Annotated in this window: 15 protein-coding genes; 13 read left to right on the top strand and 2 right to left on the bottom strand. The window is 64.8% G+C overall.

Annotated features, from left to right (window positions below; translation table 11 throughout):
• The 7 genes from AZL_RS04355 (at window position 1) to AZL_RS35245 (ending at window position 8,298) form a co-directional block, all read left to right on the top strand.
• Complete coding sequence (locus tag AZL_RS04355; RefSeq protein WP_012973453.1) at window positions 1–927, top strand: hypothetical protein; 927 nt, start codon at window positions 1–3, stop codon at window positions 925–927.
• Entirely contained in the window at window positions 924–4,979 is a 4,056-nt protein-coding gene (locus AZL_RS33250) for a LamG-like jellyroll fold domain-containing protein (RefSeq protein WP_012973452.1), read from the top strand. Before AZL_RS04355 ends, AZL_RS33250 begins: the two co-directional genes overlap by 4 nt.
• 263 nt (window positions 4,980–5,242) lie before the next feature.
• Window positions 5,243–5,893: a hypothetical protein gene (locus tag AZL_RS33245; protein WP_012973451.1), complete on the top strand. Its 651-nt coding sequence runs from the start codon at window positions 5,243–5,245 to the stop codon at window positions 5,891–5,893.
• A 126-nt stretch (window positions 5,894–6,019) separates the two neighbouring features.
• Window positions 6,020–6,427, top strand: a complete 408-nt coding sequence (locus AZL_RS04335; RefSeq protein ID WP_012973450.1) for a 3TM-type holin — start codon at window positions 6,020–6,022, stop codon at window positions 6,425–6,427.
• Between the two features lie 162 nt (window positions 6,428–6,589).
• Complete coding sequence (locus AZL_RS34005; RefSeq protein ID WP_158305961.1) at window positions 6,590–6,961, top strand: ribbon-helix-helix domain-containing protein; 372 nt, start codon at window positions 6,590–6,592, stop codon at window positions 6,959–6,961.
• A gap of 23 nt (window positions 6,962–6,984) precedes the next feature.
• Complete coding sequence (locus tag AZL_RS04325; protein ID WP_012973448.1) at window positions 6,985–7,506, top strand: YgjV family protein; 522 nt, start codon at window positions 6,985–6,987, stop codon at window positions 7,504–7,506.
• Between the two features lie 39 nt (window positions 7,507–7,545).
• Window positions 7,546–8,298: a hypothetical protein gene (locus AZL_RS35245; RefSeq protein WP_012973447.1), complete on the top strand. Its 753-nt coding sequence runs from the start codon at window positions 7,546–7,548 to the stop codon at window positions 8,296–8,298.
• 420 nt (window positions 8,299–8,718) lie between these two features.
• Here the strand turns inward: AZL_RS35245 and AZL_RS04315 are convergent, their stop codons facing one another.
• Both AZL_RS04315 and AZL_RS04310 read right to left on the bottom strand, forming a co-directional pair.
• Window positions 8,719–9,282: a hypothetical protein gene (locus tag AZL_RS04315; RefSeq protein ID WP_012973445.1), complete on the bottom strand. Its 564-nt coding sequence runs from the start codon at window positions 9,280–9,282 to the stop codon at window positions 8,719–8,721.
• A 96-nt stretch (window positions 9,283–9,378) separates the two neighbouring features.
• A complete protein-coding gene (locus tag AZL_RS04310) occupies window positions 9,379–10,200 on the bottom strand; it encodes a transporter substrate-binding domain-containing protein (protein ID WP_148219190.1) in 822 nt (273 codons plus the stop codon).
• 121 nt (window positions 10,201–10,321) lie between these two features.
• Between AZL_RS04310 and AZL_RS04305 the strand changes: the two genes are divergently transcribed.
• The 6 genes from AZL_RS04305 to AZL_RS04275 all read left to right on the top strand — a co-directional run bounded on the left by AZL_RS04305 (window position 10,322) and on the right by AZL_RS04275 (window position 14,071).
• Window positions 10,322–10,573 (top strand): hypothetical protein, encoded by a 252-nt coding sequence (locus AZL_RS04305; RefSeq protein ID WP_042442512.1) that lies wholly within the window; start codon window positions 10,322–10,324, stop codon window positions 10,571–10,573.
• Between the two features lie 687 nt (window positions 10,574–11,260).
• Window positions 11,261–11,485 carry a hypothetical protein gene (locus AZL_RS04300; protein WP_042442510.1) on the top strand — a complete coding sequence of 75 codons (225 nt, stop codon included), beginning with the start codon at window positions 11,261–11,263 and terminating at the stop codon, window positions 11,483–11,485.
• 458 nt (window positions 11,486–11,943) lie between these two features.
• Entirely contained in the window at window positions 11,944–12,276 is a 333-nt protein-coding gene (locus tag AZL_RS04290) for a hypothetical protein (RefSeq protein WP_042442506.1), read from the top strand.
• Between the two features lie 101 nt (window positions 12,277–12,377).
• Window positions 12,378–13,016, top strand: a complete 639-nt coding sequence (locus tag AZL_RS04285) for a hypothetical protein (RefSeq protein ID WP_012973442.1) — start codon at window positions 12,378–12,380, stop codon at window positions 13,014–13,016.
• Window positions 13,003–13,806 carry a helix-turn-helix domain-containing protein gene (locus AZL_RS04280; protein WP_012973441.1) on the top strand — a complete coding sequence of 268 codons (804 nt, stop codon included), beginning with the start codon at window positions 13,003–13,005 and terminating at the stop codon, window positions 13,804–13,806. The genes AZL_RS04285 and AZL_RS04280 overlap by 14 nt, the downstream gene beginning before the upstream one ends.
• Entirely contained in the window at window positions 13,790–14,071 is a 282-nt protein-coding gene (locus AZL_RS04275; RefSeq protein WP_042442503.1) for a hypothetical protein, read from the top strand. Before AZL_RS04280 ends, AZL_RS04275 begins: the two co-directional genes overlap by 17 nt.
• Window positions 14,072–14,369: the final 298 nt, after the last annotated feature.

The raw sequence follows: 14,369 nt of genomic DNA, 5'->3' as shown, positions 1-14,369 counted from the left end.
ATGGCTGGCACGACACTCGCCTATGTGGCCGACCGGAACGAGGTGCAAAACCCGTCCACAGACAACCCCTGCACCGTCACCAGCAACGTGCCATGGACCGCCACATCCCCCCTATCCAATATCCTGACCACCCCGCTCTCCAACCGGGCGATCTGCACACAGCTCGGTACTGGACACCCGGTGACCGGCGCGCCGATCGCGCCTGTGGTGATCGAGCTTGCTTGGGTCAACCCCATCCTTCTGACGCACGCCGGCCTCTACGACACCAACCTGCGCCAGGACGCCTATTTCCGCATGGAGGGCTTTCTCGACGGCGAACTGGTGGCGACCACAGTTGTCGACGGTCTCGACCTCAACGTCGTACCGTCGCTGACCGATCCGGAGGACATGCCGGCCGGCGCGCCGAACCAGATGCGCGGCGACCTCGATCCGAGGGACATCGCGCTCCTGCCCACCAATCTGCGAGCCATCGTCCCGTTGGTTCCAGTCACCGTGATCCGGTGGACCCTGTGGGGTGGCGCATACCGGCCCGACGGCAGCGACGATACCGGTTACCGGGTCGGAATGGCTTGGGCCGGCGACGGTCTGACGTTTAGCCGTCACGTCGGTGCGAGCGGTGAAGGCGTGAAGGATAATGATGACGTGATCGCTGGGGCCGGCGGGTCTGTTTGGGTGGAACCTGGGATCGTGAAGCGCACGATCACGATCGACCGCGGCGTCAACGACCGCAAACTCCGTAATGAGCTGTTCAAGATGGCGCTCCGCACAGGCAAGCGGAAACCTCTGGTTTACATCCCGAACATTGCAGACGCCGCTGAAAACACACTCTACGGCGGCCTCTACCGTCGCGCGAACGACCACAGTCAAGTCTATGTCTCGCCTCGCCACACCAACTACCGGGGCGAAATGGAGGAGTTCAAGGAATGAATCTGCCTCAAGCTTTCTGGGATGCCATCGACCGTCTCAAACAATACAATCTCGGCGTCTACAACTCGGTCTCCAACAAATTCGGCCTGTCGGGTGTCGGCGGGATGGCGGCCAATTGGCGTCGGCACTCCAGCGACTTGGCCACCGCCAGCGAGACCGTGGCAGGGATTGCCGACACCGTTGTGTCCAGCCAAGCGGCAGCCGCCGCTGCCGCGACAGCCGCCGCAGGCAGTGCCACAGCGGCCAACGCCTCAAAGACGGCGGCGGCCACCAGCGAGGGCAACGCCGCCGCCGCCGCCGTTGCCGCCGCTGCTGACCGTCAGGCTGTGGCCACCGACAAGACCGCGGTGCATACCGACCGGCTGGCGGCCGACGCCGCGGCCACCGCCACCGCTGCCGACCGTCAGGCTGTTGCGACGGACAAGGCGGCCACGCACACGGATAGGCTGGCCGCCGATGCGGACGCCCAGGCCACGGCTGCCGATCGGATCGCTGTGGCGGCTGATCGCTCGGCCGTGGAGACGGACAAGGACGCCGCTCACGCCGATCGCCTTGCGGCTGACGCCTCCGCAGTTGCTGCTGCCGCTGCTGCCGCTGGCGTCAACCTTCCGGCCATTAGCTCATCCGACGCCGGCAAGGCCTTGATCGTCAACCCGGCCGGGACCGGCTATCAAGTAGGCTCGGCTGCTGCCACCGTCTCGCAGTCGCCCGTCGTCTACATGAGCAGCGGCGGCACCACCACCCTGACCGGCAAGTCGGTGCTGGCGGCATACGAGCAGATCGCGGGCCAGACATTCGGAGTGCCGTATACCAATGCCACCGACTACGTCCGCGACCCGAGCAACAGCACGACCATTACCAGCGGCGTGGTGTCGATGACGAACACGGCTGGTGCCGTCATCGACAGCGCGACCAAGCTGTTGATCCACGGTGACGGAGTCAACGGCTCCACCGAGATCCTCGACGAGCGCGGCGTCACGCTGTTCGGCACGCACTGTGGTTGGTTCGATGGGGCGAGCTACTGGCGGGTTCCGGCCAGCTACAAGATCGCTTTTGGCAGCACACAGAACATCACCTACGAGACATTCGTCCGTTTCTCCAGCATTTCGTCGCAGGCGTATCACGTCCTCTTGGATGGTAACACCGGCGGCTCGGCTGGCATCCAGATTGGCGTCAACGGTACGTCCAAGCAGTTTTACTACTATGACGGTGCCACCCGGACCCATGCCACTGTCGCACAACCTGACGTTTCCTATCATGTGGCGTGGGTCCGCTATAACGGCGTCTCCAAACTCTATATCAACGGAGTTGGCAGCGCCGGGGTCGGAGACGCCATCAGCTATGCCGCGATGCCGCTTGGTATCGGCGCCATGAACAACGGCAACAATCCGATTTCCGGCTGGCAGGATCAGGTCCGCATTTCGAAGGTCGCCCGCTACACCTCCGACTTCACTCCGCCTGCCGCCGCCTTCGTTCCCGACGCCGACACCGTTCACCTGTTCACCTTCGATGACGGCCACGGCGGACAGGTTCTGAAGGATCGGGCGAACAGCGGCCGACCGATCCTACTCGGCGGTACCGGCGCGACGATCTCCAACGAGCAGGCCAAATTCGGCACCACCAGTTTTAAGCTGGGCGCCGGCGGCAGCTGCGTCATCGGTTGGGCCAGCACGCCGCACGCCGATCTGGCGCTGGGCGACAACAACTTCACCACCGATCTGTGGTTCTACAAGACCAATACCGCCGACGGCTGCCTGTGGTGCGCCGGCAACAACGCCTACGGAATGCAAATCCGTACCAACGGCGCCGGCGGAGCGATCACCGCCTACATCAGTACCGACAACTCCAGCTGGAACGTCGCCAACGGCGTCGGCACCGGCGTCGTGCCGGCGGTCAACAGCTGGAACCATTTGGCCGTGGTGCGCAACGGCGGCACGCTTTACATTTTCCTCAACGGCACGCAGATCGGCAGCCACACCGTCGGCACCGGCTCAATCACCATGGGCGGCCCCTATCATTACTTCGGCGGAGTTGGCGACAACTCCTCGATCATGGCCGGCTATATCGACGAGGTGCGGATAAAGCGGGGCGAGGCCGTCTGGATTTCCAACTTCACCCCGCCGACCGCTCCCTACACCGCCGATGACCGCACCGTAGTCCTTCTGCATTTCGAAGGCGCGAACGGCGATGTGGTGACGCTGGACTCGTCGGGCAGCAGCTACGGCACTAGTGCCTTCAGTACGACTACCACGACCCTCGCCTTCACCAACGCCGCGGCTCTTTCCAGCGCGCAGGCCCGCGGCGGGCATAGTACCAGTCTATATACGGGCGGGTCTCAGTTCGCGCAATGGCTGCTTCCCGACAATCCGGCAGCGGGTCACCCTCTGTATTTCGGCAACTATACCAAATGGTGCGTAGAAGCCTGGGCGTACATTCCTGCGGGTGGTTCCCTCGCAATCTTCCAGATTGGTCAGAACCCGGATTCCGGGTCTATGCGGGGCGGCGCAGGCCCTTCCGGCACGACCTTCTACGTCAATGGAAGCGCAATCGCGACTGGACCCGCTCCGGCAACCGGATGGAACCATTTCGCCTTTGTTCGGGAAGGCCGGGGATGGTGTGTCTATGTCAATGGTATCGCTGGTGCCATAGCAGCGCCTTCTACACAATTCACCACGCCGGGCAGCGTCGGCAACTTGTGGGTAGGTGCCTGGAACAATCCCCCCGCTATCGGTGACGGTTACTTCGACGCTATTCGCATTACCAACGGAAACCCGCGCTACATCGCCAACTTCACGCCCGGCAACTTGACCAACGATGACATGACCACGCTGCTGTGGGTGTTCGATGGGTCAGTTGGTCAGAAGTGGGTGAAGGAGCTTTCCCAAAACACAGCGATGGTCGCCGCCAACGGAAACGCTCGGACGGTGAAAGATGGCCGGTGGATTGCTCCGACGACCGCGAAGATTAACGCATCCACCTACCAGTTTGGGGGTGGGGCGCTTCAGTTTTTCGGACAAGCCTCCGATGTCCTCAGCCTTGATGCAAAGATAGTGGCGTTCGGTACCGGGGATTTTTGCATCGACCTACAACTGTACGTCGATGGCGCCCCATACACCCAACAGGGGTTGGTCTGTGCGGGGGAGTATCTTGTCGCGAACCAGGACTTTCTGTTCTATAGAGAGGGGGCAGCACTTCGGGTGTCGTCCTCCGCCGGTGTGGTGATGGAGGTTAGCTGGTCGCCGTCTATCGGATGGCACCATTTGCTCGCCAATCGCATTAGTGGCACAACGCGCATTTTTGCGGACGGCGTGCTTCTGGGCTCGGTCAGCGACACCAGCAACTACGTTGCAAGCGGAAATTACCAGACGTGGATTGGCGGGTTCAAACCCACAAGCGCGAATGGGGCAAAAGCCCTTACAGGTCTCATTGATGAACTGCGCATCAGCATCGGCAACGGGAGAGGCTACACCGCCAATTTCACGCCGCCGACCATCGCCTACGGCCAGCAGTATGTCACCACGCCCGGCTGGATCGCCACACGGCCCGGTGTGACCTCTCTGGACCTGTCTGCCTTCTCCAGCATCGACACGGTAACGCCGACCTACAGCACGCCACCCAACACCTCGTTGACCTTCCTCATCAGCACTGACGGGTACGCTACTCCGTTGAGGCGTTGGACCGGCTCGGCTTGGGTGGCGACGGCCTACTCCATGGCGTGGAATGCCGGCGCCGGCACGCTGACCACCTCCGCCACGCCGGCGCAACTTCAGGCGGTTGGCAACACCATGGCGGAGCTTCAGGCCGGTCTGTTGGCCATGGACGTGGGGGCGGTCAACTCATTGAACGTCGTCGCGATCCTGTCCACGACCAACCCTCAGTTCACGCCGACGCTCGACGCACTCAACATCGGCATGGACGAATACACCATGGTCCGCCCGGTGACCGATTATACTGTGCAAAAAAAGAAGGCCAGCGGTGACCAGGCACTGAAGATTACCCGCGTGGCCGCCGGCAACGCCAACATGGTGTTCGATTACATCCCGGTGGCCTGACCATCGAGCGCGACAACACTCCAAACCCCACCCGTCCGGCGCCCGCGTGGCGCCTTTTTCATGCCTGCCTGGAGGTTCCCGTGCCTGACGCCCCATCCCCCGCAGAGACCGAGGTGCAGCAGGCGCTGGATGCCTGCGGCGGCGACAAGGACGCCGCGCTCCTTTTGCTCGGCCAACTCCTCTCGACCGCCCGCCGCGCGATGTGCGGCGGGTTCCTCCGTCTCGGCCAACCGACCGAACCCACAAACAGAAGGACTTGAACCATGCCGCCGGAAGTTATCACCGTGACCCCGCTGACCCATCCCGAGGCAGTCGACATGATCGTCTTCGCCGAGGTGACTAGCCGCCGGACCTACGAGGCCCGCTACGTCCACCCGACATGGCCGGGCGGCGAGAGCGGCGTAACCATCGGCATCGGCTACGATCTCGCCCACCACGACGCCGACGACCTGGCGCTGGACTGGCCTACGCTGCCCCCGGCCGCCCGCGCGGCGCTGGGGCGGTCCTGCGGCGTCTCGGGCATGCCGGCTAAGGATCTCGCCGCCAAGCTGGGCGCCGTCGTCGTGCCCTGGGATGCGGCTTACACCTGCTTCCGGGACCGCACCCTGCCGAAGTTCGAGCGGATGACCGCCGATGCCTTCCCCGGATCGGTCGCCGTGCCGCCCCTGTGCTTCGGCGCGCTGGTCAGCCTCGTCTACAACCGCGGCGCCAGCATGGGCGAGCGCGGGCAACCATCCTGGGACAGCCGGCGCGAGATGCGGTCCATCCGCGACCTGATCGCCGCCGGGAAGCTGTCCGAGGTGCCGGAGCAGTTCCGGCTGATGAAGCGGCTCTGGCCGGGCGTGGGCGGGCTGCTGACCCGCCGCGACACCGAGGCCGCTTTGTGGGAGAGGGGGCTGGGCGCCCCCAAGTGATCGTGCCCGCGTCGATTTTCTCGGCCACGTCCTTGGTCCGAAAAATCGACGCATCCAGAAGAGTTGACCACTGACCGCCCGCGCCATCCCGGCCGCGGGCTTTTTCATGCCCAGAAGGAGGCAACTATGGCTGTCGCTATCCCCCTCATCACCGCCCTGACGCCGCTGCTGGCCGATCTGCTCGACAAGATCCCGGACCCGGACGCGAAGGCGAAAGCCGCCGCGTCGGCGAATGCACAGCTCGTCGCCATGCTCCAGGCCGGCGACGCCTCGCAGCTCCAGGTGAACGCCGCGGAGGCCAGCAACCCGTCGCTGTTCGTCTCCGGCTGGCGCCCGGCCGCCGGCTGGGTCTGCGTCATCGGCCTGCTGGTCCAGACCGTCGGCTATCCGCTGATGGGTTGGGGGCTGTCGATCTGGTCGCCCGGCACGCCCATGCCGCAGATCGACACCGACACGCTGATGGGGCTGCTGGTGCCGTTGCTCGGCCTTGGCGCATACCGCAGCTATGAGAAGACAAAGGGGATTGCGCGCTGATGGCGCCAAAGCGAGCACCGTAGGCGCGACAAAGTGATCGCATACCGGGGCGCTCCCTTATTGGGGCACGCCCCGGTATGCACTAGAGTGCTGTCAGGAGGTCGGCGCCAAATGTCAGCATTGATGTCACGGAACCTTGTTGTGAACGGCAGAAGAACGAGCATGAAGCTCGAACCCTCTGTCTGGAACTATCTGGGCGAAATTGCCCAACTTCGGGGAAAGACCGTAGGTGGCCTTGTTTCAGATATTGAAAGCGGGCTTCCCGATGGCGCAGACAATCTTTCTGCTGAAGTGCGAATGTTCATCCTGAATTACTATAAGAAAATTGCCGATGGAAACAATCTCGGCGTAAGACTTGTAGAGCTGCGGCGCGAACATCAAGAAACCGTTGCCGAGTTGATGCGCGAGATTACGGAGCTTCAGGACCAAGTTAGGCATCACCAGAAGGCAAGGAACGACCGCCACTCCGCTCTCGCTAGAGACATCATGGACGTTCTTATAAAGCACTCTGGACCAACGGCACTCAACGAATAGGCGCAACCAAAAACGGAGCCTGCATGTTCGACCAGAACACTCTGGCCGGAGCCTTTGGCATGGCCGGATTTATCTTGATTGCGCTGTGGCCTCTGGCTCGCACGCGCCGCGTTCTGCTGGCTGGACAGGCCGCAAGCGCCCTCGCCTTCGCTGCCCATTACCTTCTGATTGGCGCCACCACCGGCGCGGCGGCCACCTTCCTGTCGCTGCTACAAGCCGCGACAGCGTGGCCGGCTGGCGCCCGCCCCCTGTGGTGCCGCGCCGCGTTCGCGGCCACCATGCCCGCCCTGGCGGCGCTGGCGTGGGCCAGTTGGGCGGGCTGGCCTTCGGCATGGGCCACCATCGGCACCGTGGCGGCGTCCGCCGCCCGCTGGAGCGCCCAACCCGCAACGATGCGCTTCTTGTTCGCCATTTCCGCGCTGGCATGGCTCGCGCATGACGTATCAACCAACAGCGTGCCCGGCATGCTCGCTGATTTGGCGTGCTGCGCAACGCTGTTCTATGGCTGGATGCGAGATAGGGCGGGCAAGCATACTCCTGAATGATGGCCCTACGGCCAGCAACACCCAAAAAGGAGCTTCGACATGCCCGCTGCAAACTTCGCCGCCGCTCTCCCGGAGACCGAGGCGGCGGACCTCAGCTATTTACGCGACAGCCTGTCGCAAATCGCCGCCGCGCAAGGTCTGCGTCCAGTGGTGTCGGATGACTGGCAGGCGCTGGAGGCGCTGAACGCGCGCCACCGCGACAGTTGGTTTGAGCTGCTGCCAAAGCCGTCCGCCGTCCCGTGCTTCTGGGTCGGGCTGACGACGGCCGAGGACGAGGTGGTGGCCGTCCAAGCGTCCATCCTGCTCGATTGCCGCGCCCGGCCCTATGCTGCCCGCCTCACCGACCTGACAGCCTTCTATGACGCCGGCAACGCCCCGCCCGACGCCTATTGCTTCGCCGCCAGCCCGGAGGCCCGCGAGACGCGCGGCGCGGTGGCGATGATGTCCAGCGGGTGGGTGCATCCGGACTGGCGCGGCGGGCATCGTGACCTGTTCCACATGTCGGGCCGGATCAACCGGCTGGAGGCGGTCGACCGGTGGCAGCCGGACTATTTGGCCGCCCTGGTCGAAACCAATGTCTCCCGTATCTGGACGGAGCGGGCGGTAGGCGAGCGCCACCTCGACCGCCACCCGACCATCATGTTTCACCAGCCCGGCGAGGGCAGGATCACGCTGCATCTGATGCGGTTCCGACCGGCCGCAGTGATCTCGGACCTTGCACGTCGTGCATCTTCACCGCCGACAGAATGGCCCGGTGACGCCCGCTCTGCCAGCCGATCAGCGCATGGCTGAAGCTGAACGGCTTCCCAATCCCGACCACCGCCACCTCGTTGACGACCGGTTCGCCGCTCTCGATTGCCTCGGCATACTCGCGCGCGATGGCCGCCGAGAACTCGCAATGGGGGTCCTCCACCTCCGGCTTGCCCAGCACCATCCGGCCCCAGGCTTCGCCAAGCGTGTCCAACGCCGGCCTGCCGATGAACCGGAACAGTAGCGGCCCGCCCTCCCGCTCGGAGGAGAGGAAACTGCAACGGGGCAGCAACCCGGAGTCCTTCAGGTAGCGGACGAGATCCGGGCTACCGTGCGGGTAGCGCCGGGCCTCGGCAACGATGGCCTGCTGCCAGTCCAGCGCCTGCCCTACCGCGCGGCGCTGGACGACCACCTCGCAGGCCGGCGGCTGGATCGCCGCGGGCCGGAACTGGAGGATCTTGGTCACGCGGCCCTCCCTAAGAAAGGGGCCATCATCGCGTCATAGACCAGCCGCGCCTGCTCGGTGGTGATGCCAGCCTGGACGGCGGCAGCCTCCAACAGGCGGTCGGCCGGCACTGCCGGGACGTTCAGCATGGCGGGCGCTTCGGCGGCAAAGGCCGCCTCCATGCACGGGATGCCCGCCGCCTCCCGGATCTGGTGCGAGACCTGAATGCCGGCGAGGAACGCCCGAACGCTGGACAAGGCTGTGACGTCCGCTTTCCCGGCGGCGGTGGTGTAGGACGGCAGGCCAGTTTCGGGGCACAGCAGCTGATCGAGGATCGCCATCGTGTCGCCGACCGTGTGCGGCGTGGTGGCAAGGATCGCGTCGATCATCGGCATCCACCGAGTCGCCACGGTTTCATCCGTCTCGTGCTCTGCGAAAAGCCGCCGTACAGCCTCAACCGCCTCACGCACGGTCATTCCGAGCGCGGGGATCAGGCTGGTATCGGCTCCGAGCCTGCCGTCACCGGCCGCCATTTCGTTGCCGGCGCCGCCGGTGGTATCGTCGCCCTTGTTGGTTCTCATCGGTGTTTGCTCTCCATGGGAACGAATTGCCGGACGATCTGCCGTCGTCCGGTATCGGGCGCCCGGCCTCGCCAAAGGCCGGGCGCCTCCTCACGGCTACCGAACGGAAACGTCGTAGCCGAACCATTGCGCCGACAGACGCGAGGCGGTGCCATCCTCTCCAGCGCTGGCGATAGCTTGGGTGAAGCGTGCGGCCAACGGGTTGCCCTTGCGCACGGCAACGCCCACCCCGGCGCCCAGCGCGCCACGGCTGAACGTCGGCCCAGCCACAGCCACCCGCCCGTCAGCCTTCATGATGGCCTCCAGCGCCGAACGGTTGCCCAGCAGCGCGTCGACGCGGCCGGCGGCCAGATCGAGCGCCGCATAATCGAGCTTCTCGTAAGCGCGGACGCGAGCAGCGGGGAACAACGCTTCAACCATTCGCTCATGAATGGTGTTCACCTGGACGGCCACCGTCTTGCCCTCCAGCGCCTTCGCCATCGCCGCGACGCCCGGCTGGCCATCACCAGCCGCAAGGTCGATCCGCGCGATAACCGGGAAGGCGCCGCCGAGCGGCGAACCGTGCTGGACGGCGAACATGGCCGGATCGGCGGCATAGGCGGCGCTGAAGTCGACCACTCGCTCGCGCTCGGGGGTGATGCTGACGCCCGCGATCACCGCGTCATATCGGCCCTGCTGGAGGCCGGGCAGGATGCCGTCCCAATCCTGAGCAACGACCTCGCATTCCGCCTCCATCCGGCGGCACAGGTCATGCACGAGATCGACCTCGAAGCCGACGATCTTGCCGTCAGCGGTGGTGGCGTTCCACGGGGCGAAGGCGCCCTCAGTGGCAATGCGGAGTTTCAGGCTATCGGCGGCAACCGGCCCGCTGAACAGGGAAAGCGCGGCAGCAGCGAGAAGGAGCGAGCGGCGGGTCAAAGCTATCTCCATTGGCTTTATGGCCTATCCATTGGCTAATTAGTTAACTCGGCAGATCTTGGCGGTCAAGCTATTTAGTGCTAGTTTTAGCCAAACAGCTAATTTGGGGATTGACGTGACTGTGTTGGAGCTAAAGGGGGAGCAACTCCGGGCCGCTCGGGCGCTGCTGCGCTGGCCGCAGCAGAAGCTGGCGGAGGAGGCTTCTCAGTTCAGCCCGGTATCGGCGAACACCATCAAGCGCTGGGAAGCGATAGACGGGCCGATCAACGCAACGACCACGGCCATAAATGCCGTGCTGCGCGCGCTGCTGAACGAGGGGATCGAGCTGCTGAACGACGGCGCCCCTGGTGCGCGGCTGCGGCGCGGCAAGTAGGGACGATCCTGAGAAAAAGCGGACACACTTAGGCACTCCAATTGCTACACAAGCGGCGTCGGGCCGACAGTGGGCGGCGTCCGTCCTCGCGTACGAGGGGGCAGACAATGGTTGGTGCCTGGGTCCAATCCAGGGACTCGCGAGCCGGGGGAACTCCCACTCCCCCGGCCCCACTCTTAGGAGCAGGGCCGCACTCGCGAATACACAATAGCGCGATCAAAAATATCCTCAAAGGGGGTAATTGATTTCGCGCCAGTAATGATTGCATAACTTAGTATGCAAATTGCGAGGCAATCGGCGGTTCCGGCCGATTTCGTGACAAATTGTGACGCAAGATGCGACGGAGTGCCGCGCGACGGCATGGATCAAAGAAATACTTAGGTACAGAAGTATCTGCCGATCTACGGCGCTCATTCACGGTCTATGGATCACGCGCTCCAGCACTCCACCATTGCCGATTAACTACAGGCGATGACTGTGAGACTGCATGAGGAAAATCGTTAGGTTCCGAAGTTTCGGCTCTCCGGAAAAGCGGGTTGGCGCGATCCGCTCGCAAGAATGATTTTCCTGCGTTGGTTGCGCTTTTCCCTCTTGCGCGAACAACCAATGTCCGCTTTAATACGGACACAGAAACGGCGACGACGGCAATAGGCTGTAGGCGCCCCGGCAAAGAAAGGCTGGCCCATCATGATCACCACCACCTGGATCGTCGCTGAATCGGCTCGCGGCACCGACGCCATCGTCGCCGAGGCCTGCGCCGCCAGCACCGTCGACCGCTTCTTCGCCCGCGCCGATGCGCGCGGCATGATCGTCGATACCGTCAAGACCGCGTTTGGCTGCCACTGGGACGGCAGCCGCCTCGACGCCGCCGAGCGCCGCCGCATCGCCGCCGGCATCCGCCGCAACGCCTGACCATCCCCTCACCGCCCGGCCAGTTCTGGCGTCTCCCCAAGCTTCCCCCTGGTGGGGGTTTTGGACACCGAATAGCAGCCGGCAGAGCCGGCAGGAGAAGATGGATGGAACAGTATTACTGGATCGTCCCCGCTATAGGGGCAATCGTTGGCGCAGCGGCCGGCGCCCTTGCCGGTTGGGGCCACCTCACCCCCGATGATCGCGGGTTGGGGCCCGCCCAACAGACCCTCATGCGGGCGGTCTATGCCGCTTGGCTGGGAGTCGCCTGTGCGGGCATAGGCGCAGCTGCGGCGGCCTTTTGGCCCATCGTTGTTCCTGGTGCGGCGATCTGGTGGGCCGCCGGAAAGGCGGATAAGGCGCGCGGAGCGTAACCATCACCCCCTCACCGGCCGCCTGGATCACTCCGGGCGGCAGAGCGAGAGGGCGGCAAGAGGCAGCCCGAAAGAACGGAGAGAAAAATGAGCAGCAGGACCGCATTGATCGCCAAGAACAGCATGCATCCTCTTCGCGCGCGTAGGCGCAACCTTCGGCGCGGCGCTCGTCCCGACAGTGTTTTGAGACGGGGCGGCACCATTGGCGAGGTGGCGCGGGTGGTGAGCTGGATATCCCGCGCCGGCTGTGGCGCGGTCAAGAAGGCGAGATTTGCCGCCGCGTGGGGTTGCGGCGAAGAGTGGACGGCTCGGCGCATCGCGCTGGTCGAGACGGCGCGCCGCGTGGTGGACGCTCCTGAGCGCGTCACGCGCGGGACCTTCCTGCGCTACTGTCAGACGATGCGCGACCGCATCGTCTGACACCTACGCGCCCCGCACTAGTCCATCGTCCAGATCCTGGCCGGTAACGGCCGGGCCTCATTGCGGCGCTGCCCTGCGTCGCGCCAACCGGGAGACTGACCATGCGCGCCATTTCCATGTTCCCCGATATTGTCGCCCGCCATGAGCAATACGTGGCTGAATTCTACGAGACATTTTACGACCGAACAGTCCCCTCGAAAGAAGTGATCCGCGCCATCGCCGTGCGCGCGGCACGCGAAGAAATCCGCACGTTGGCGGGCCGGAAGTCCAGAGAAAACATCACCCCCGTGTTCCGCATGTACGGAAACCAAAATGTCCGCGTCAGCATCGACGGTGGTCAGATTGTCGCCATCGGCCATGCCGATACAGAAACTTTGAGGAGTTGGCTGCACGCGACAAGGGCTTCTCCGAAGCGCTATTACCCCGTCACATTGGTGACCGAGATAAATGGAAAACCGTGGTCAACCCGATTGGTTTGGCTTGCGGACTCCCAGGGCATCACGCAGGTGGCGCGAACGGCCCCAGGGCCGCGCGCGACCTGGGAGAAGAAGGTCACGCCTGCCGACATTGGGCCGCGCAAGCGGTATTATGAAAACGGCAGTTTCGCCAACTGGATAAACAAGCCTGATCTCGGGTACGTCGAGAAAAAATATGGATATCCCGTCTCCCTGCGCGTGAAGTACGAGCAGGATACCCCCGCGCTGCGAGAGCTGCGAGATAAGTCAGATGGTCGTGGATGATACCGGGGCTGCGATGATCAGCCTGTCCCGGACTCAGCGTCACGCCGCCGACCGTGCCGGCGGCGTCGACCTCATCCTGCCCTGGCCGGACGGCCTGGCGGTGCCCGACCTGGATCTGAACGAGATGCGCCCGGCCTCCCCGCCGCAGACAGCCGCGGCGGTGGCCGCGCTCGATCTTCCGCGCGACATCACGCTGTGGCGCGTCCGTGTCATCCGCCTGCGCCAGCAGGGCACCGCGCCGGAGGAGGAGCGGCCGGTGCGGTGTTACCTACTGGCAGGTCTGGTCGGCGCCCGCTGGCTCGACGCGCTGCGGCGGATCCCGCCGCGCGACGTCCGCCGCATGTGGAGCGCCGCCGCCCTGGTGGTGGACGCCTCGCCCGCTCCCGATCCGCTACCGGCGTCGGTCCCTCCTCCGACCCCAGCCCCGCCGAAGGCGGCACGCAAGCCGCGGGCGCCGGGCTACGTTCGGACCCGCGCCAATCCGGACCGGGTCGCCCAGCGTCTGTGGGCGGCGCTGCGCTGCGGCGAAGCCATGACGTGCGCCGAGCTGGCCGAGCGGGCCGGCGCCAGCCCCAACACCGCCAAGAACTACGCCCGCCGTTGGCAGCGCGAGGATCTGGTGGAGGTGGCGGGCGAGACCGGCGGCGACGCCGGCATCGGGACGGCCTATCTCTACCGCCTCTCCCGTGATCTTGGCCCGACGGCCCCGGTGCTGCGCGGCCGGGTCGACACCGGCACCGGCTACACCGATCCCAACGAGGAGGAGGCCACCGATGACGTGGCAGGATGATGCGGAGGCCCTGTGGGGCAGCGAGTGGCGCCAGCCGCTGTCGGAGGTGGCGGGCGTGGCGTCGAAGACGGCGATCCGCTGGGGCAAGGCTGGGGCCTGCCCGCCGCAGATCGAGCGGTGGCTTGCCGAGACCGTGGCCAGCCTGCCGGCCGGTCAGCATCGTGCCTACGGGGGCGCCCTTCGGGCTGCTCTGTGGGCGCACGATGGGGCTCTGGATGTGCTGGGCCGGGTGCAGGAGGACCTGGAGGCCGCCCGCCTGCCGTGACGGGAGAGTGGGCGAGTATGCTGCCTGGACGCCGGCCGACGCGCACGAAGGCGCTTAACCTAAGCGAGCGCGATCAACCCGCTTTTCCGCAGAGCCGAAGTTTCCTTGGTAACCCTGGCAGCCCGACAGTTGCCCGCCCGTCAGCAGGCCACCGTTATGGTCAGCCGATCATTACTGTCCCGTCGGTAGCGGGCCGCTGCTACCATCAAGAAAGCCAGTCAATCCAATGGGTTGGCTGGCTTTTTGCTTTCCGGCCGACTCGGTCTTCGGGGGTGCCAGTAAGCACCCAGTAAGCACG

This window comes from Azospirillum sp. B510 (assembly GCF_000010725.1).
Classification (GTDB): domain Bacteria; phylum Pseudomonadota; class Alphaproteobacteria; order Azospirillales; family Azospirillaceae; genus Azospirillum; species Azospirillum lipoferum_B.
The sequence above is the reverse complement of the archived record's forward strand: the minus strand, read 5'-3'. Positions and strand labels throughout refer to the sequence as shown.

Coding starts and splice junctions, on each gene's coding strand:
- AZL_RS35245 (WP_012973447.1), top strand. CDS start 7,546: ATGCCCGCTGCAAACTTCGCCGCCGCTCTCCCGGAGACCGAGGCGGCG.
- AZL_RS04280 (WP_012973441.1), top strand. CDS start 13,003: ATGGTCGTGGATGATACCGGGGCTGCGATGATCAGCCTGTCCCGGACT.
- AZL_RS04300 (WP_042442510.1), top strand. CDS start 11,261: ATGATCACCACCACCTGGATCGTCGCTGAATCGGCTCGCGGCACCGAC.
- AZL_RS04285 (WP_012973442.1), top strand. CDS start 12,378: ATGCGCGCCATTTCCATGTTCCCCGATATTGTCGCCCGCCATGAGCAA.
- AZL_RS33250 (WP_012973452.1), top strand. CDS start 924: ATGAATCTGCCTCAAGCTTTCTGGGATGCCATCGACCGTCTCAAACAA.
- AZL_RS04275 (WP_042442503.1), top strand. CDS start 13,790: ATGACGTGGCAGGATGATGCGGAGGCCCTGTGGGGCAGCGAGTGGCGC.
- AZL_RS04290 (WP_042442506.1), top strand. CDS start 11,944: ATGAGCAGCAGGACCGCATTGATCGCCAAGAACAGCATGCATCCTCTT.
- AZL_RS33245 (WP_012973451.1), top strand. CDS start 5,243: ATGCCGCCGGAAGTTATCACCGTGACCCCGCTGACCCATCCCGAGGCA.
- AZL_RS04325 (WP_012973448.1), top strand. CDS start 6,985: ATGTTCGACCAGAACACTCTGGCCGGAGCCTTTGGCATGGCCGGATTT.
- AZL_RS04335 (WP_012973450.1), top strand. CDS start 6,020: ATGGCTGTCGCTATCCCCCTCATCACCGCCCTGACGCCGCTGCTGGCC.
- AZL_RS04355 (WP_012973453.1), top strand. CDS start 1: ATGGCTGGCACGACACTCGCCTATGTGGCCGACCGGAACGAGGTGCAA.
- AZL_RS34005 (WP_158305961.1), top strand. CDS start 6,590: ATGAAGCTCGAACCCTCTGTCTGGAACTATCTGGGCGAAATTGCCCAA.
- AZL_RS04315 (WP_012973445.1), bottom strand. CDS start 9,282: ATGAGAACCAACAAGGGCGACGATACCACCGGCGGCGCCGGCAACGAA.